The 16,600-nt window shown below is 57.2% G+C and carries 17 protein-coding genes and 1 riboswitch; of the genes, 15 read left to right on the top strand and 2 right to left on the bottom strand.

What is annotated here, in order from left to right; translation table 11 throughout:
* Window positions 1-43: 43 nt before the first annotated feature.
* From ACR0BZ_RS12345 to ACR0BZ_RS12310, 8 genes are all read left to right on the top strand, one after another.
* The gene (locus tag ACR0BZ_RS12345; RefSeq protein ID WP_480920328.1) at window positions 44-1,066 is read left to right on the top strand and encodes a PhoH family protein; all 1,023 of its coding nucleotides are present in this window, start codon (window positions 44-46) and stop codon (window positions 1,064-1,066) included.
* A 36-nt stretch (window positions 1,067-1,102) separates the two neighbouring features.
* The gene (gene ybeY, locus ACR0BZ_RS12340; protein WP_480920327.1) at window positions 1,103-1,597 is read left to right on the top strand and encodes an rRNA maturation RNase YbeY; all 495 of its coding nucleotides are present in this window, start codon (window positions 1,103-1,105) and stop codon (window positions 1,595-1,597) included.
* A 35-nt stretch (window positions 1,598-1,632) separates the two neighbouring features.
* Window positions 1,633-2,520 (top strand): hemolysin family protein, encoded by an 888-nt coding sequence (locus tag ACR0BZ_RS12335; protein ID WP_267366995.1) that lies wholly within the window; start codon window positions 1,633-1,635, stop codon window positions 2,518-2,520.
* Window positions 2,517-4,031, top strand: coding sequence for an apolipoprotein N-acyltransferase (lnt, locus tag ACR0BZ_RS12330; protein WP_480920326.1), 1,515 nt, complete (start codon window positions 2,517-2,519; stop codon window positions 4,029-4,031). The genes ACR0BZ_RS12335 and lnt overlap by 4 nt, the downstream gene beginning before the upstream one ends.
* 30 nt (window positions 4,032-4,061) lie before the next feature.
* Window positions 4,062-4,110, top strand: a riboswitch (SAM-SAH riboswitch).
* A 5-nt stretch (window positions 4,111-4,115) separates the two neighbouring features.
* Window positions 4,116-5,297, top strand: a complete 1,182-nt coding sequence (gene metK, locus ACR0BZ_RS12325) for a methionine adenosyltransferase (protein ID WP_480920325.1) — start codon at window positions 4,116-4,118, stop codon at window positions 5,295-5,297.
* A gap of 96 nt (window positions 5,298-5,393) precedes the next feature.
* Window positions 5,394-6,104 carry a tRNA (guanosine(46)-N7)-methyltransferase TrmB gene (gene trmB, locus ACR0BZ_RS12320; RefSeq protein WP_480920324.1) on the top strand — a complete coding sequence of 237 codons (711 nt, stop codon included), beginning with the start codon at window positions 5,394-5,396 and terminating at the stop codon, window positions 6,102-6,104.
* A 68-nt stretch (window positions 6,105-6,172) separates the two neighbouring features.
* The gene (gene aroA / locus ACR0BZ_RS12315; RefSeq protein ID WP_480920323.1) at window positions 6,173-7,519 is read left to right on the top strand and encodes a 3-phosphoshikimate 1-carboxyvinyltransferase; all 1,347 of its coding nucleotides are present in this window, start codon (window positions 6,173-6,175) and stop codon (window positions 7,517-7,519) included.
* Window positions 7,516-8,133 (top strand): (d)CMP kinase, encoded by a 618-nt coding sequence (locus tag ACR0BZ_RS12310; protein ID WP_480920322.1) that lies wholly within the window; start codon window positions 7,516-7,518, stop codon window positions 8,131-8,133. The genes aroA and ACR0BZ_RS12310 overlap by 4 nt, the downstream gene beginning before the upstream one ends.
* Before the next feature lie 24 nt (window positions 8,134-8,157).
* Here ACR0BZ_RS12310 and ACR0BZ_RS12305 read toward each other — a convergent pair whose 3' ends face one another.
* Window positions 8,158-8,634 carry a YHS domain-containing (seleno)protein gene (locus ACR0BZ_RS12305; protein WP_480920321.1) on the bottom strand — a complete coding sequence of 159 codons (477 nt, stop codon included), beginning with the start codon at window positions 8,632-8,634 and terminating at the stop codon, window positions 8,158-8,160.
* A 106-nt stretch (window positions 8,635-8,740) separates the two neighbouring features.
* Here ACR0BZ_RS12305 and ACR0BZ_RS12300 point away from each other — a divergent pair, with 106 nt between their 5' ends.
* From ACR0BZ_RS12300 to ACR0BZ_RS12270, 7 genes are all read left to right on the top strand, one after another.
* On the top strand, window positions 8,741-9,304 hold the full coding sequence (locus ACR0BZ_RS12300) for a hypothetical protein (protein WP_480920320.1): 564 nt from the start codon (window positions 8,741-8,743) through the stop codon (window positions 9,302-9,304).
* Window positions 9,265-10,941 (top strand): 30S ribosomal protein S1, encoded by a 1,677-nt coding sequence (rpsA, locus tag ACR0BZ_RS12295; RefSeq protein ID WP_480484015.1) that lies wholly within the window; start codon window positions 9,265-9,267, stop codon window positions 10,939-10,941. The genes ACR0BZ_RS12300 and rpsA overlap by 40 nt, the downstream gene beginning before the upstream one ends.
* Before the next feature lie 270 nt (window positions 10,942-11,211).
* Window positions 11,212-11,496 (top strand): integration host factor subunit beta, encoded by a 285-nt coding sequence (gene ihfB, locus ACR0BZ_RS12290; protein WP_050603110.1) that lies wholly within the window; start codon window positions 11,212-11,214, stop codon window positions 11,494-11,496.
* A 7-nt stretch (window positions 11,497-11,503) separates the two neighbouring features.
* A complete protein-coding gene (locus tag ACR0BZ_RS12285) occupies window positions 11,504-11,854 on the top strand; it encodes a LapA family protein (protein WP_267365457.1) in 351 nt (116 codons plus the stop codon).
* A 5-nt stretch (window positions 11,855-11,859) separates the two neighbouring features.
* On the top strand, window positions 11,860-12,504 hold the full coding sequence (locus ACR0BZ_RS12280) for a phosphoribosylanthranilate isomerase (protein WP_480484014.1): 645 nt from the start codon (window positions 11,860-11,862) through the stop codon (window positions 12,502-12,504).
* Between the two features lie 98 nt (window positions 12,505-12,602).
* Window positions 12,603-13,850 carry a tryptophan synthase subunit beta gene (gene trpB / locus ACR0BZ_RS12275; protein WP_209505407.1) on the top strand — a complete coding sequence of 416 codons (1,248 nt, stop codon included), beginning with the start codon at window positions 12,603-12,605 and terminating at the stop codon, window positions 13,848-13,850.
* Between the two features lie 689 nt (window positions 13,851-14,539).
* Window positions 14,540-16,195 carry an Ig-like domain-containing protein gene (locus ACR0BZ_RS12270; RefSeq protein WP_480920319.1) on the top strand — a complete coding sequence of 552 codons (1,656 nt, stop codon included), beginning with the start codon at window positions 14,540-14,542 and terminating at the stop codon, window positions 16,193-16,195.
* A gap of 28 nt (window positions 16,196-16,223) precedes the next feature.
* Here the strand turns inward: ACR0BZ_RS12270 and ACR0BZ_RS12265 are convergent, their stop codons facing one another.
* Window positions 16,224-16,598 carry a DUF2237 family protein gene (locus ACR0BZ_RS12265; RefSeq protein WP_480911115.1) on the bottom strand — a complete coding sequence of 125 codons (375 nt, stop codon included), beginning with the start codon at window positions 16,596-16,598 and terminating at the stop codon, window positions 16,224-16,226.
* Window positions 16,599-16,600 lie beyond the last annotated feature (2 nt).

Here is a 16,600-nt window from a genome sequence, read left to right as displayed (position 1 = left end):
TGTTGTCTACGCTCGGGGTGAACAGCCAAGACAGGAGAGCGGATTGGCCATCGGTGCCCTGACCCCACCGCAAGATGAAATGCCCCAACACGAGGCGTTCGTAGAATTTCCAGACAACCGATTGCTGATTGACCTGTGCGGTGAATATGACCGCAATCTGGCCGAGATCGAAACCAAGCTTTCGGTCCAGATTGTACGTCGCGGCAATCAGTTGGTTGTTATGGGCGATGAAGATGTTCAGAAACAGGCGGTTGAAGTGCTTAAATCGCTGTATACACGGCTTGAAGGTGGGCGCGAGGTTGAGGCCGCAGACGTCGATCGCGAGTTGCGGATGGGTGTTTCGGAGCAGGGAACCGGAAGCCGCGATGGCGATCAGCTTGAGATGTTCAAGGGCGGTTCTGTCGAGATCAAGACCCGCAAGAAGCTGGTTGAGCCGCGCACCGACGCCCAGAAAGCCTATGTCCAGTCACTGTTCAACAATGAGCTGGCCTTTGGAATTGGCCCGGCGGGGACGGGTAAGACCTATCTGGCGGTGGCGGTCGGTGTTTCGATGTTCATCGGCGGACATGTGGATCGAATCATCCTGAGCCGTCCGGCGGTCGAGGCGGGCGAGAAACTGGGCTATCTGCCGGGTGACATGAAGGATAAGGTCGACCCTTACATGCAACCGCTTTATGACGCGCTGAACGATTTTCTGCCCGGAAAACAGTTGGCCAAACTGATCGAAGAGAAACGAATCGAAATCGCTCCGCTGGCCTTTATGCGCGGTCGTACGCTGGCCAACGCATTTGTGGTTCTGGATGAAGCGCAAAACGCCACCACGATGCAGATGAAGATGTTCCTGACCCGTCTGGGCGAAGGAAGCCGCATGGTCATAACGGGCGACCGGTCACAGGTCGATTTGCCGCGTGGTGTTCAATCGGGTCTGGCGGACGCTGAGAGGTTGTTGAAAACGATCCCGAATATCAGTTTTAACTACTTCACCTCGAAAGACGTGGTGCGCCACCCGCTTGTCGCTGCGATCATCGAGGCGTATGAGGCCGATGCGGGCCGTGAAACCACGTGAGCACATAGCCCGTTAACGAGGCTGTTGTGCGGTAAGATGACCCTGGATCTCACTCTCGAAGACGAAAGGTGGCAAGATCTTGAGGTCTTGTCACAAAAGGCGATTAACGCCGTTCTGACCCATTGCGGTTTGGCCCCGGAGCTGTGCGAAGTCAGTATTCTGGGATGCAACGATGCGCGGATTTCAGAACTGAACGCAGAATTTCGCGGCAAACCGACGCCCACCAATGTGCTGAGCTGGCCTGCGGAAGACCTGGCTCCGGACGAGCCAGGGCAATCACCACGCCTGCCAGAGCCGGACTTTACCGGCGAGATTGTTCTGGGCGATGTTGCGATTTCCTATGACACCTGCGCCCGAGAGGCGGCCGAAGCCAACAAGGCAATGAGTGATCACGTGACCCATTTGCTTGTTCACGGAACGTTGCATTTGCTGGGTTATGATCACATTCGTGACCCCGATGCCACCTTGATGGAAGGGATTGAGGTCAAGTTACTTGGCAAATTGGGTATTGATGACCCATATAAGGTATAATGTGGGTTCAAGACCCGATCAGTTGGAACAAGGTAATGGGCGAAATAGAAGGCAGTTCTAGGGCGGCGCAAAGCGCGCAACCTCAGGACAGCAGTACTGAAACGGAAGAGAAAACCGGTCTGTTTTCTCGTATTCTCGAAGTGTTTTCGAGCGATGATACTCAACCGGACCAGACGGTGAACGGACAAAACGCGGCTGTGGCGCAGCCACGCGGGATGATTAACCTGCGCCGGATGCGCGTTGAGGATGTTGCCATCCCTACCGCTGAAATCGTCTCGGTACCTTCGACGATCACAAAAGATGAACTGGCGGACGTTTTCCGAAGCAGTGGTATGTCGAGGATTCCAGTCTATGAGGGAACTTTGGATACACCGCTTGGTTTTGTTCACCTCAAGGATTTTGCTCTGACCCACGGTTTCAACGGTGGGGGTAAAAAGTTTGATCTGACCTCTATGCTGCGGACGCTATTGTTCGTGCCGCCATCCATGCCAATCGGCGTCTTGTTGACCAAGATGCAAACCGAGCGGCGTCACATGGCATTGGTGATTGATGAATATGGCGGCGTTGATGGTCTGCTGACGATCGAAGACCTGATCGAGCAGGTCGTGGGTGAAATCGCTGACGAGCACGATGCGGATGAAGACCAGCTTTGGGTGCAGGAAAAGCCCGGATGCTATGTGGTACAGGCGCGTGTGCCGCTCGAAGATTTCGAGGCCGAGATTGGCCGGTCTCTGACCAGTCATGAAGACGTCGACGAAGAGGAAATCGATACTCTGGGCGGACTTGTCTTTATGCTCTCCGGCCGCGTTCCGGCGCGGGGTGAGGTTGTCATTCACCCAGAGGGCCCGGAATTCGAAGTGATCGAAGCCGATCCACGCCGTATCAAACGGCTGCGCGTCATGTTGCCGGACGTTGCTGCATGACCCCGGTACGGGGCTGGCCATTATCGTTGAGATTGTTGGTCGCTGCCACCCTTGGCGGGGCAGGTGCGTTTGGTCAGGCGCCTCATCTGTTTTGGGGCGCAACCGTTTTGGCTCTGGTCCTGATTGTGCCAATTTTCCTTGCCAGCGAAACCCGAGGCCGGGCGGCCTGGGTCGGCTGGGCCTTCGCGACCGGCTATTTTGCCCATGCCCTTGGCTGGATCATTGAGCCGTTTCAGGTAGATGCTGAACGCCATGCCTGGATGGCCCCGTTTGCGTTGGTGTTCTTAGCGGGCGGATTGGCCTTGTTCTGGGCTGCCGCCTTTGGCTTGTCGCGCAAAATTGGTGCCACGCCCATTCGTCAGGGCATATTACTGGTTGCAGTCTTGTCCCTGGCCGAGGTGGCGCGTGGATATGTGCTGACCGGCTTTCCATGGGCTGGCGTCGCGCAGATCTGGGTGGATACACCGGTGGCTCAGGTGCTGTCTCTGGTTGGGCCATATGGGTTGAACGCGCTGACCTTTGCAGCAACATTCCCAATTGGCGCGGCAATGGTGCAGGAAAAACCCTTGAACGGTTTGGCGCGGACCCTGGGTTTTACAGTCGCGATGGCCGCGCTGGCGATTACTTATGGGTCGACGCGACCCGTCGTTCAGGACGGTTCGCATCTGGTTCGCGTGGTTCAGCCGAATGCCCCTCAGCACCAAAAATGGGATCCGGCATATGCGCCTTTGTTTTTCGCGCGTCAGGTTGAATATACCGCAGCTTTTCCCAGACCCGACCTGATTGTCTGGCCCGAGACCGCAGTTCCAGCTTGGTTAGGTAGCGCGCAACCGTTTCTGTCAACTGTTGCGGATGCCGCGCAGGGTGTGCCGGTGATATTGGGGATTCAGCGCGCAGAAGGCCCGAGGATCTTCAACTCGCTGGTCTATCTGGATGAAACCGGGCGTCTGGCAGGGGTGTATGACAAACACCACCTGGCGCCTTTCGGTGAATACGTCCCGTTGGGTGATCTGATGGGGCGTTTCGGGGTCAGTGGTCTGGCGGCGACAACCGGGCACGGGTTCAGCGCGGGGCCGGGCCCCGCCCTTTTGGACCTCGGCAAGCTTGGAAGCGCATTGCCCCTGATTTGCTACGAAGCCATTTTCCCGCAAGATGTGAATGGTGCGCCGGGTCGGGCTGACTTCTTATTGCAGATCACTAATGACGCGTGGTTTGGAACACGGTCGGGACCGTTTCAGCACCTGGTGCAAGCCCGGATGAGGGCAATTGAGCAGGGCTTGCCGATGATCCGTTCGGCCAATACCGGTGTATCGGCCATGATTGACCCATTGGGTCGGGTGACTGCGTCGTTGGCTCTGGGTAAGGCAGGATATGTGGACGCCGTGCTGCCGCAACCACACCGTCGCACGACTTATGCACGTATCGGGGGCAGTCCGATCGTTGTTGTCTTACTGATTATTCTGGCGATGGCGCTGTTTGGTACCCGCGGCAACCGGGCAATTAGAGATTGACCCCAACTTTGGGCAAGCGTATGCGTCTGTGGTCTGTCACAACGGCTTCCTGGCGTGGCGGAGAAACCTTAATGGAGCACATTTATGTCCCGACAGAACTATACTTTTACTTCGGAATCCGTTTCTGAAGGGCACCCGGATAAGGTCTGTGACCGTATCTCGGATGCTGTCCTTGATGCATTTCTAAACGAAGAGCCTGAGGCGCGCGTGGCCTGCGAAACCTTTGCCACGACCAACCGCATCGTTATCGGTGGCGAAGTTGGTCTGTCGGACAAGGACAAACTGCATGACTACATGGGCCGCATCGAAGAAATCGCGCGCGAGTGCGTGAAAGACATCGGATATGAGCAGGACAAGTTCCACCACGAAACAGTCGAGGTGACGAACCTTCTGCACGAACAATCCGCCCATATCGCGCAGGGCGTGGATGCCGCGGACAACAAGGACGAAGGCGCTGGCGACCAGGGCATCATGTTTGGCTTTGCCACAACAGAAACGCCTGCGCTTATGCCTGCGCCGATCCAGTATTCGCACGCAATCCTGCGGCGTCTGGCCGAAGTGCGCAAGAACGGCACCGAGCCTGCACTGGGGCCGGATGCGAAATCTCAGTTGTCTGTCGTTTATCAAAACGGCAAACCAGTCGGCGTCAGCTCGATCGTTCTGTCGACGCAGCATCTGGATGAGGCGCTGACGTCGGATGATATCCGCGCCATCGTTGAACCCTATATCCGTGAAACCCTGCCCGAAGGCTGGCTGTCGGCCGAAACCGAATGGCACGTCAACCCGACCGGCAAATTCGTTATTGGCGGGCCGGATGGCGACGCTGGTCTGACCGGTCGTAAGATCATCGTGGATACCTATGGTGGCGCAGCCCCGCATGGTGGCGGTGCTTTCTCGGGCAAAGATCCGACCAAGGTTGACCGTTCGGCGGCCTATGCCGCGCGCTACCTGGCGAAAAACGTCGTAGCCGCCGGTATGGCTGAGCGCTGCACCATTCAGTTGAGCTATGCCATTGGCGTATCGAAGCCGCTTTCGATTTACGCAGACACGCATGGCACGGGTCAGGTTGCAGATGCGGCGATCGAAAAAGCAGTTGGTCAGATCATGGATCTGACACCCCGCGGCATTCGTCAGCACCTTCAGCTGAACAAGCCGATCTACCAGCGTACTGCGGCTTACGGTCACTTTGGCCGCGAACCGGATGCGGATGGCGGTTTTAGCTGGGAACGCACTGATCTGGTCGACGCGCTGAAATCAGCAGTTTGATCTGAAAAATCCAAAGCGCGCCTTCAGGGGCGCGCTTTTTCTTTGGGGCGGTGCACGCTCTTGCAACGTGCTCCGCTGCGCAGTATGGCCACCGCCATGAGCACCGAGACCCCACAACGCCCGCGCAGAAACTTTTATGGCCGTTTCAAGGGCAAGACCCTGAAGCCCAGTCAAAAGACCTATCTGAACGAAGATCTGGCCGCCTTGTCACCCGGCGCTGTGGACTGGGACACCAACCCTGAACGCAAGCCGCTGGACCTGGACGGCCTGTACGGCGGTAAACCGGTCTGGTTGGAAGTCGGCTTTGGCGGTGGTGAGCATCTGGTGCACCAGGCGCAAAACAATCCTGACATTGGCATCATCGGGGCCGAGCCTTACATCAACGGTGTTGCCATGCTGCTGGGCAAAATCCGTCAGGCAGGTGTTGAAAACCTTGCCGTGCACCCCGGAGATGTGCGCGATCTGTTCGACGTGCTGCCAGAGGCGAGCATTTCGCGCGCGTTCCTTCTCTATCCCGACCCATGGCCCAAAACGCGGCATCATCGCCGTCGATTTGTAACCCAGGAACATCTTGAACCGCTGGCGAAAGTGCTGAAACCCGGGGCGATCTTCCGGGTTGCAACTGACATTCCCGATTATGTGCGTCAGACCTTGGAAGAGGTTCCACGCGCCGGGTTTGAATGGCTGGCCGAACGCCCTTCTGACTGGCGCGAGCCGTGGGGCGACTGGATCTCCACGCGATACGAACAGAAGGCGCTGCGCGAGGGTCGGACACCTCATTACCTGACCTTCCGACGCAAAGGCTGATTGCCGCTGGACCAACGGGCGTCAATTCGCTAATCGGCTTGAGCACTGATAACGCAAAAGGAGCCCTCATGTCCGGACACGGCACGCCCATCCCGATGACCTCGCATCCCTGCGGCCCGCTGACCGGCATGGCAGAGGTGCCCGGCGACAAGTCGATTTCGCACCGGTCGCTGATCCTTGGCGCAATGGCCGTGGGTGAAACCCGGATTTCGGGCTTGCTGGAGGGCGAAGACGTTCTGGATACCGCCAAGGCGATGCGTGCCTTCGGTGCCGAGGTCACAGATCACGGAAACGGGGAATGGACAGTGCACGGCGTGGGTGTCGGTGGCTTCGCCGAACCGGGTCAGGTGATCGACTGTGGCAACTCGGGAACCGGTGTGCGGCTGATCATGGGGGCGATGGCGACCTCTCCGATCACTGCGACATTTACTGGTGATGCCAGCCTGAACAAACGCCCCATGGCGCGTGTTACAGACCCTCTGGCCCTGTTTGGGGCAGAGTCGGTTGGGCGATCCGGCGGGCGCTTGCCGATGACCATCGTTGGCGCGGCGGACCCGACCCCTGTGCGATACGAAGTTCCTGTGCCGTCGGCGCAGGTGAAATCTGCCGTTCTGCTGGCGGGTCTGAATGCCCCCGGAAAAACCGTTGTGATCGAGAAAGAGGCCACGCGTGACCATTCCGAACGGATGCTGGCTGGATTTGGTGCCGAGATCACCGTCGAGGATACCGACGAGGGCCGAGTTATCACTTTGACCGGTCGCCCGGAACTGAAGCCGCAGGTCATCGCTGTACCGCGCGATCCGTCCAGTGCGGCTTTTCCGGTTTGCGCGGCGTTGATCACACCTGGATCCGATGTTTTGGTGCCTGGGATCGGTTTGAACCCCACACGCGCGGGCCTCTATACGACCTTGCGCGAGATGGGCGCTGATCTGACCTATGAAAACGAACGCGAAGAGGGGGGCGAGCCAGTCGCCGATTTGCGCGCCAAATACTCGCCCAACATGAAAGGCATCGACGTTCCTTCCGGGCGTGCCGCCTCAATGATCGATGAATACCCGGTTCTGTCGGTAGTGGCTGCAAATGCCACAGGCACAACGATGATGGGCGGCGTGAAAGAGCTGCGCGTGAAGGAAAGCGACCGGATTGACGCCATGGCCCGTGGCCTGCGCGCCAACGGGGTGACTGTTGCCGAAGGTGACGATTGGTGGTCGGTTGAAGGGCTGGGCATCGGCAACGTTCCGGGAGGAGGCACCTGCGAAAGCTTTCTGGATCACCGCATCGCCATGTCGTTCATGGTGATGGGTATGGGGGCACAGAGCCCCGTGAGTGTGGATGACGGCGGCCCGATCGCGACGTCGTTCCCGATCTTTGAACCACTGATGGAGTCGCTGGGTGCAAAGGTAGAGCGCACTTGAGTTTCACGGTTGCCATTGACGGACCAGCGGCTGCGGGCAAGGGCACGATATCAAAGGCCGTGGCGGCGCATTTCGGCTTTGCTCATCTGGACACGGGTTTGCTGTATCGCGCTGTCGGAAGGCGTACGCTTGAGGGGGAAAGCGCGATTGAAGCCGCGCAGTCTCTGACCGCAGAGGAGCTTGAGAAGGGCGACCTGCGCACGGCCGACGTTGCGCAGGCAGCTTCCAAAGTGGCGGTTCTTCCAGAGGTTCGCGCTGCCTTGGTCGATTTTCAGCGCGCCTTTTCCCGCAGGGCAGGTGGGGCCGTTCTGGACGGTCGTGATATTGGCACGGTGATTTGTCCAGATGCCGAAGTGAAGCTGTTTGTAACAGCCAGTGCAGAAGTGCGCGCCGAGCGGCGCTTCCTGGAGCTTAGTGCAAAAGGCGCTGACGTAACCCGTGAACAGGTTCTGGCGGACGTCAGAGAACGGGACGCGCGGGATGCTGAGCGCAGCACCGCTCCGATGAAACCCGCTGAGGATGCCGTGCGGTTGGACACCACCGATTTGAGTATCGAGGCGGCGTTGGCCAAAGCCCTTGAGGTGATCAACGCAAAACTGCCCGCGACGCGTTAACGCCGCAGGCAAACGGGGCAGGTCTTACAGCTCGCCCACGGCGACGGTTTTGATATTCGCCCATTGGTCATCCGCCGTCTTTGCGGTGGCGACAACGTCCTTCAAAAAGGCTGCCCGGGTTTCCGCATTCAGGAAAAGAAACAGTTTTCCGTCTGCGACAAGGTATTGATCCGGGTCACCGTCAAATTTCTTGCCGACCGATACGCCGAACGAACAGAAGCCACCGTGCTGCGGAAGGTATGCAGCAGGGTTTGCTTCGAACGCTTCTCGGTTCGCGGCGGACGTGAAATAGTAGGAGGCTCCGTCATAAGTTGACGAGTGAGTGGCGAAGCCTTCGACCGGGTTGCCATCATTGACCAGTGCAACCAGATCAACCCCATGGGCGGCCAACGGTGCACCGGCGGCTGAAATGCCGTTGGACACGTTGATTTCGTCAGCAGCAAAGGCTGGGGTGGACAGGGCAATTGCAGTTGCCATGGCGGTAAAGATGAGAGATTTCATGATGTTTTCCTTTTGGTTCTGGTTTCGGGTCGACCTCTTTGTCGACCGATAAAGCTAAGTTAGGGAAGGGATACGGAACGTTTAATCTCAGATACGTCACCAAATCTTGCAGATCGTACAAACAATCGAATGGTTGGCGTTCACTCTCCAAATCTCCACCATCCATCCTGTGACGCAGGAAGCCGGGCGCCGCGTGACGCGCGAAAAGTTGAGACATATCACCTTTGCGTTGCAAGCTGAGGCTCAGCCGCGTGGTTCGGTTCCCGGTACCAGGATTCCTTCTGACAAGAACCGGCCGCAGACCATGCAGACTTGTTCAGTCAGAACCCGCTATCGTTCAGATTGCCAAATCGCATTGGGGATCAGCGTTAGGCAGGAGTTCCTGCGCGCGCTGCCGCACACCACAGGCTTTGCACTTGCACCGGTTCAAGATTCAGCCTATACGCGCGCTGTCGATACAAGGGCGGTCAACGTCCGGATGACGTTTCTGAGCAGGGCCGGGTTACCTCGGCCCTTTGTGTTTGTTTGCTCAGGGGCGCACCGGATCACGCTTGAAGACATCATGAAACAAGACCGGCGGAGACAACCGCTCGGCCAGCAAAAACGTACTGTAAAGGAAATGAACGCCACATGGCTAACGCATCCATGGAGGAATTCGAAGCCCTCCTGAACGAAAGCTTCGAAATGGACACGCCCGAAGAGGGTTCTGTTGTCAAAGGCAAGATTCTGGCGATTGAAGCCGGTCAAGCCATCATCGACGTAGGCTATAAAATGGAAGGCCGCGTTGATCTGAAAGAATTCGCAAATCCCGGCGAAGCCCCTGAAATCGCTGTCGGCGACGAGGTCGAAGTTTACCTGCGTGCCGCAGAAAACGCCCGTGGCGAAGCCGTCATCTCGCGCGAGATGGCCCGCCGCGAAGAGGCATGGGACCGCCTGGAAAAAGCATATGCCGACGACCAGCGTGTCGATGGTGCAATCTTTGGCCGCGTCAAAGGTGGCTTCACCGTCGATCTGGGTGGCGCAGTTGCATTCCTGCCCGGTTCGCAGGTTGACGTACGCCCCGTACGCGACGCAGGCCCGCTGATGGGTCTGAAGCAGCCGTTCCAGATTCTGAAAATGGACCGCCGCCGTGGCAACATCGTTGTGTCGCGCCGCGCAATCCTGGAAGAATCGCGTGCCGAACAGCGCGCCGAAGTCATCGGCAACCTGACCGAAGGTCAGAACGTCGAGGGCGTGGTCAAGAACATCACCGAATACGGTGCATTCGTTGACCTGGGCGGCGTTGATGGTCTGCTGCACGTCACTGACATGGCATGGCGTCGTGTGAACCACCCGTCCGAGATCCTGACGATCGGTGAAACCATCAAGGTTCAGGTCATCAAGATCAACAAAGACACCCACCGCATCAGCCTGGGCATGAAGCAGCTTCAGGAAGATCCGTGGGATCTGGTTGCTGCCAAGTACCCGCTGGGCTCGGTTCATCAGGGTCGCGTCACCAATATCACCGACTACGGCGCATTCGTCGAACTGGAAGCCGGTGTCGAAGGTCTGGTGCACGTGTCCGAGATGTCCTGGACCAAGAAAAACGTCCACCCCGGCAAGATCGTCTCGACCAGCCAGGAAGTCGACGTCATGGTTCTGGAAATCGACGGTGCCAAGCGCCGCGTGTCTCTGGGCCTGAAGCAGACTCAGCGCAACCCATGGGAAGTGTTTGCAGAAACCCACCCCGAGGGCACCGAGGTCGAAGGCGAAGTCAAGAACATTACCGAATTCGGTCTGTTCATTGGCCTCGAGGGCGACATCGACGGCATGGTTCACCTGTCGGACCTGTCCTGGGACGAGCGTGGCGAGGATGCGATCCAGAACTACCGCAAAGGCGACATGGTTTCGGCCGTTGTCTCGGAAGTGGATGTCGAGAAAGAGCGTATCTCGCTGTCGATCAAAGCTCTGGGCGGTGACAAGTTCGCAGAAGCCGTTGGCGGCGTGAAGCGTGGCTCGGTCATCACTGTCGAAGTGACTGCAATCGAAGATGGCGGCATCGAGGTTGAGTACGAAGGCATGAAGTCGTTCATCCGTCGTTCCGATCTGTCGCGTGACCGTTCCGAACAGCGCCCCGAGCGTTTCTCGGTCGGTGACAAGGTTGATGTCCGCGTAACCAACGTCGACAGCAAGACCCGTCGTCTGGGTCTGTCGATCAAGGCACGCGAGATCGCAGAAGAGAAAGAAGCCGTGGAACAGTACGGTTCTTCCGACTCGGGCGCGTCGCTGGGCGACATTCTGGGCGCAGCGCTGAAGTCGGGCGACTAAGCCCGGGGCGCATCCCAAGTATGATTTACGGCCTCGCATGGAAGTGCGGGGCCGTTTTTGTTGCGAATCAACATGTTCCAAACACGCTGCTCAAACTCGATAATGTTCGCGCTTGAAGTGTGTAAATCGCCCTGTCGGGCAAAATTTCGTGTGAGAATATGGCAAAATAAAGCCTCAACACGCAGAGTATCCGTTCCCCCGTTCTGGGTTTTTTCCTATACTGTCAAAACAGTAGACCTGTCACACCGGCTGCCTGGGAGGGTATCACGAATGATCCGTTCAGAACTGATTCAGAAAATCGCTGACGAAAACCCGCATCTCTATCAGCGTGATGTCGAGCGGATTGTGAACACCGTGTTCGAAGAAGTCACCGATGCCATGGCGCGCGGCGACCGGGTCGAACTGCGTGGCTTTGGTGCCTTTTCGGTGAAAAAGCGGGATGCCCGCGTTGGGCGCAACCCCCGTACCGGTGAAACCGTTCAGGTCGAGGAAAAATGTGTACCATTTTTCAAAACTGGTAAGTTGCTCAGGGATCGTTTGAACGGTAAAGCCTGACCTCATGATGCGTTACCTTCGATATGCTTTTCTTGGGACTCTCGGGATCGTTCTGATTTCCGTTTCCTTGGCAAATGTTCAGTCTGTAGAACTGAAACTGATGCCCGATGCTCTGGCCGAGCTTCTGGGCTTTAACGTCAGTACCTCTTTACCACTTTTTCTGGTCGTTCTGGGCGGTGTTGTCGCCGGTTTGATCATCGGTTTCATGTGGGAATGGCTGCGGGAACACAAACACCGCCGCGATGCGACCGTGAAAAAGGGCGAGGTCCGCAAGCTTGAACGCGAGGTCAAGAAGCTCAAGAAAAAGCAGAACGAGGGTAAGGATGATGTTCTGGCCCTGCTTGACGAGGCCAGTTGAGGCTTATGTCTACCGATGTGTCCGTTAAAATCTGCGGTTTGACCGCCTCAGAACATGTGCGCGCAGCCGTTGCAGCCGGTGCGCGCTATGTCGGGTTCAACTTTTTTCCCAAATCGCCCCGTTACGCACCGATACCGCAAGCCGCGGCGTTGGCCGCCGAAGTACCAGTCGGCGTCGCCAAGGTCGCTCTGGCCGTGAATTTCTCGGACGCGCAGCTTGATGAGATTGTCGCGGGGGTTCCGCTGGATATGTTGCAGCTTCACGGCGGAGAGAGCCCCGAGCGTGTGGCAGAGATCAAGCAGCGCTATGGCCTGCCCGTCATCAAGGCGATCGGTGTTGCCGAGGCCGAGGATTTGGCTGCGATTGATCTGTATTCCGAAGTTGCAGACCAGCTTCTGATCGATGCAAAGCCGCCGAAGAATTCGGAACTTCCCGGCGGCAACGGTCTTCCTTTTGACTGGCGGCTGCTGGCAGGTCGAAAATATTGGCGCAGGCCGTGGATGTTGTCCGGTGGTCTGAACCCAGACAATGTCGCTGAGGCGATCCGCATGACGGGTGCGCGGCAAGTCGATGTGGCGTCGGGTGTTGAAAGCGCGCCGGGCGTAAAGGACGCTGGACTGATACAGGCATTTATCGACGCGACACGCTGATTTTGTTTGCCGCTGCCAGGGGGCGACATGGTGCGTTTTGCCATGGCAAATCCCGCGACGACCACCTATGAAAGTCAGGTACGACGAGGGAGACACCCATGGCCAACGATCTTTTCAATTCCTTCATGTCCGGCCCTGATGAGCAAGGGCGCTTTGGCATATTCGGCGGGCGTTTTGTCAGCGAAACGCTGATGCCGCTGATCCTGTCACTGGAAGAGGAATACAACAAAGCCAAGGATGATCCGACCTTCTGGGCCGAGATGGATGATCTGTGGGCTAACTATGTGGGCCGCCCCTCACCTCTGTATTTCGCGGAACGCCTGACCGAGCATCTGGGCGGGGCGAAGATCTATCTGAAACGCGATGAGCTGAACCACACCGGCGCACACAAGATCAACAACGTGCTGGGCCAGATCATTCTGGCGCGCCGCATGGGCAAGACCCGGATCATTGCCGAGACCGGGGCAGGGCAGCACGGTGTGGCCACAGCCACGGTCTGTGCGAAATTTGGTTTGAAATGCATCGTTTATATGGGTGCCCACGACGTGCAACGTCAGGCGCCGAACGTGTTTCGTATGCGCTTGCTTGGGGCCGAAGTGATCCCGGTCACTTCGGGTCGCGGTACGCTGAAGGACGCGATGAATGACGCGCTGCGTGACTGGGTGACCAATGTGCGCGATACGTTCTACTGCATCGGCACAGTGGCCGGTCCGCACCCATACCCGGCGATGGTGCGTGATTTCCAGTCGATCATCGGCAAGGAAGCCAAAGAGCAGATGATGAAGGCCGAAGGCCGTCTGCCGGATACGATCATTGCAGCTATCGGTGGCGGCTCGAACGCGATGGGCCTGTTCTATCCTTTCCTTGATGACAAGGCCGTCAACATCATCGGTGTTGAGGCCGGCGGTAAAGGTGTAAACGAAAAGATGGAGCATTGTGCCTCGCTGACAGGCGGTCGCCCGGGCGTTCTGCATGGCAACCGGACCTATCTGTTGCAGGATGATGACGGGCAGATTCTGGAAGGCTATTCGATTTCGGCTGGTCTGGACTATCCGGGTATCGGGCCCGAACATTCCTGGTTGCATGAGGTCGGTCGCGCGACTTACGTCTCGATTACCGACAAGGAAGCGCTTGAGGCATTCCAGCTGTGCTGTGCCACCGAGGGTATCATTCCCGCACTGGAACCCAGCCACGCTCTGGCGCATGTCATGAAGATCGCGCCAGAGTTGCCCAAGGACCACCTGATTTGCATGAATATGTGTGGACGCGGTGACAAGGATGTTCAGACCGTCGCAAAATACCTGAACTTCGATATGTCTGACACCGAGGGTCGCACTGTCGGTTGATTTCGAACCGGGGCCACATGCCCCGGTTTACAATTTCGATCAATCAAGCTGCCGGGAAAACCCGTCGGTCCACCCGTGATTGTAGCGCCGGTCCGAAATGGTCTTCGGATCTAATTGCTGTTTTGCGGAGCGCAGATGGATTGTTGCTCCTACCCGGCGTGTCATCCGGTTTTGTCATCGTATGCTCGCCGTCGCAAGCGATCCTTTTGGACCCGCCGGAGCCCGGCCAAAGAATCGCCCACAAGCGATATCGCCCTGTTCCACTTGCGCCCGAAGGTTTCCAAATGGTGGTCAGTGCGGCAAGTGGAGCCACACTGTTGTAAAATTGCTGAAATTTCAGCGATTATGTCCCTTCTGTCTTTGCAGACGAGTTTCCAGCGTAGCCTGCCTCAGGTTTCTTTCTCCGCGCGACGACACTGTAAATACTGGGTGTTTCAAGCTGTTTGAGAGTTAGCCTTGGTCAAAACCCGGTTGTTCTAACAACACGACGTGTCCCGCACGCCCCAGTTGATTCCTGCCGCGTTCTATACAGCGTCTTCCAATTGAATTAACTTCTCATTAACCGGCGATTTGCCGCCGGTTCTGGGGATGTCTCTGCGAAGATGGGGCAAGGATGACGCTGCTTGGGATGCGATTTTAACCCCGGGCACTCTGGTGTTTGGCACCCACGCGGTGCTGTAGGAGGTAATATGGTTTGGTCCGCAATTACGAGGCTGTCGTGCCTGGGTCTTTTGGTTTCCGCGCTTTTGATGGGAAGCGTCAAAGAGGGTCTGGCGTTTGGCAACCCTTCGTTTCCGTCCCAGACAGTCGCAACACCTAACGGCGGGCAGATTTTCTTTTCCAATCTCCAAAGTACTGCGACAGCGTTCATGTCGTTGGGCGGCTCGGGAGAAGGCCCGGGAGGATCGTTCTATTTCAACAATGGTGTTTTGACTCAACCTGCTATTACGCCAGCAGGATTGGCCAATCTTGGATATATTGGCGCGACGATACTCAGCCAGAATGGAGCCGATTCCACTTACGCCGCTGATGGCTATCTTGGGGTCATGTTCACCGCGCGCGAAACCGTCGGAGGGCCGCTTTACCTTTATGAAATCGCGCTGTCGGGTGTCACGAATACCCAGATTATCAACACTCGGACTTTGGCAGACACGACGCAGCCGACGGCCTCAATTGGTGCGCTGACAACAATCGGGAACGGTACGTTCCAAGCGGTGATCACACTGAGTGAACCCAGCACAGATTTCACGGTGGGCGACTTGTCGGTTACCAATGCCTCCGCAAGCCTGACAGGATCGGGAACCAATTATGTTGCGACGTTAACTGCGCAAAATAACGGTACAATTGAGCTGTTTATTCCCGCAGGCGTTTTTTCGGATGCCGCCGGGAACCTGAACCTTGCGTCCAACAGGGTCAGCACACAACAGGGTGTAACGGACACACAGCGACTGGTGCAGGCCTTTCAGAACGCCCGGGCCAACAGCCTCGTGACCAATCAGCCAGAGCTGACGCAGTTTCTTCAGCAATCAGGATCAGGTGCGCTGGACTCGTCGGTAACGCAAGGATCGGGGTATCTGAAATTTGCAAGTGACCCAACCCACCCGGTCTGGTTCAATCTGTCCGGGAACTGGAGCTCTCAAAACGATTACGACAGTTCTTATGCCTTGGCCGTGGTGGGGGCGCATGGCTGGGTGAACTCGAACCTTCTGATCGGCGCCATGTTGCAGATCGACTATGCCGAAACCGAAAACGGCCCGGCCAGCGTGGATGGCACAGGGTGGCTGGTCGGACCTTATGTCGTCGCCAAACTGCCCAGCCAGCCGGTGTTTTTCGAAGGGCGCGTTCTGTACGGTCAGGCTGATAACGACATTTCTCCACTGGGCACCTATACCGACAGTTTCGATAGTGAACGCTGGCTGATCCAGTCGCGCGTAACCGGAGAGTTCAAGCGCGGTGACCTGACGCTTATGCCGCTGCTGGATGTTAGCTATGCCAGCGACGATCAGGAGGCTTATACCGATAGTCTGGGCAACCTGATCCCACAGCAGGATTTCAGCCTGACCACTGCACGGCTGGGTATGGATTTCAGTCACCCAATCCAGGTGTCGCGTGGTCAGATGATGCTGAGCGGTGGTTTGTCTGGTATCTGGAGCACAACATCCGGCTCAGGCACTGTTCCTGGCGTGACACCGATAGGGGATACCGCCCGCGCCCGCGCTGATCTGGGATTTGATTACCGGCTGGAGAACAACAGCCTTCTGGCCGCAAACCTGTTCTATGATGGTATCGGCGAAAGCGGTTTTGAAAACTACAGTGTCAGCCTGATCTGGCAAATGGCATTCTGAATCAGCCGTGCGCCCCTTTGGCGGCCCTTCAGTTCTTTGCCTTATTTTGAAGCAGAATGTCGAGCGGTACGATCTCAAGCGCGCGTTGATGTGTCGCCTCCAGATGAACCTGTGGCGCACATCCTTCGTCATGAGCTTGCAAAAACCGGCTGGCGCATAAACACCAACTGTCGCCTGGGCGAAGGCCTGGAAAGTCGAATTCGGGCCGTGCCGTGCTCAGGTCATTGCCGACATATTTTGAGAATGCCAGAAACTCGGCCGTCATCACGGCGCAGACTGTGTGACTGCCCTGATCCTCGGGGCAGGTATTGCACGCGCCATCCCGGAAAAAACCCGTCAAAGGGTCGCGAGAGCAAGGGGCCAGAACGCCACCCAGTACATTGATACTTTCTTGTTTCTGCATAA

This window comes from Ruegeria sp. P8 (assembly GCF_056534665.1).
This window is presented reverse-complemented; position numbering and strand designations above follow the sequence as displayed.

Coding starts and splice junctions, on each gene's coding strand:
- ACR0BZ_RS12305 (WP_480920321.1), bottom strand. CDS start 8,634: ATGAAATCTCTCATCTTTACCGCCATGGCAACTGCAATTGCCCTGTCC.
- rpsA (WP_480484015.1), top strand. CDS start 9,265: ATGGCTAACGCATCCATGGAGGAATTCGAAGCCCTCCTGAACGAAAGC.
- trpB (WP_209505407.1), top strand. CDS start 12,603: ATGGCCAACGATCTTTTCAATTCCTTCATGTCCGGCCCTGATGAGCAA.
- ACR0BZ_RS12335 (WP_267366995.1), top strand. CDS start 1,633: ATGGGCGAAATAGAAGGCAGTTCTAGGGCGGCGCAAAGCGCGCAACCT.
- aroA (WP_480920323.1), top strand. CDS start 6,173: ATGTCCGGACACGGCACGCCCATCCCGATGACCTCGCATCCCTGCGGC.
- ACR0BZ_RS12280 (WP_480484014.1), top strand. CDS start 11,860: ATGTCTACCGATGTGTCCGTTAAAATCTGCGGTTTGACCGCCTCAGAA.
- lnt (WP_480920326.1), top strand. CDS start 2,517: ATGACCCCGGTACGGGGCTGGCCATTATCGTTGAGATTGTTGGTCGCT.
- ACR0BZ_RS12265 (WP_480911115.1), bottom strand. CDS start 16,598: ATGCAGAAACAAGAAAGTATCAATGTACTGGGTGGCGTTCTGGCCCCT.
- metK (WP_480920325.1), top strand. CDS start 4,116: ATGTCCCGACAGAACTATACTTTTACTTCGGAATCCGTTTCTGAAGGG.
- ybeY (WP_480920327.1), top strand. CDS start 1,103: ATGACCCTGGATCTCACTCTCGAAGACGAAAGGTGGCAAGATCTTGAG.
- ACR0BZ_RS12270 (WP_480920319.1), top strand. CDS start 14,540: ATGGTTTGGTCCGCAATTACGAGGCTGTCGTGCCTGGGTCTTTTGGTT.
- trmB (WP_480920324.1), top strand. CDS start 5,394: ATGAGCACCGAGACCCCACAACGCCCGCGCAGAAACTTTTATGGCCGT.
- ACR0BZ_RS12285 (WP_267365457.1), top strand. CDS start 11,504: ATGCGTTACCTTCGATATGCTTTTCTTGGGACTCTCGGGATCGTTCTG.
- ihfB (WP_050603110.1), top strand. CDS start 11,212: ATGATCCGTTCAGAACTGATTCAGAAAATCGCTGACGAAAACCCGCAT.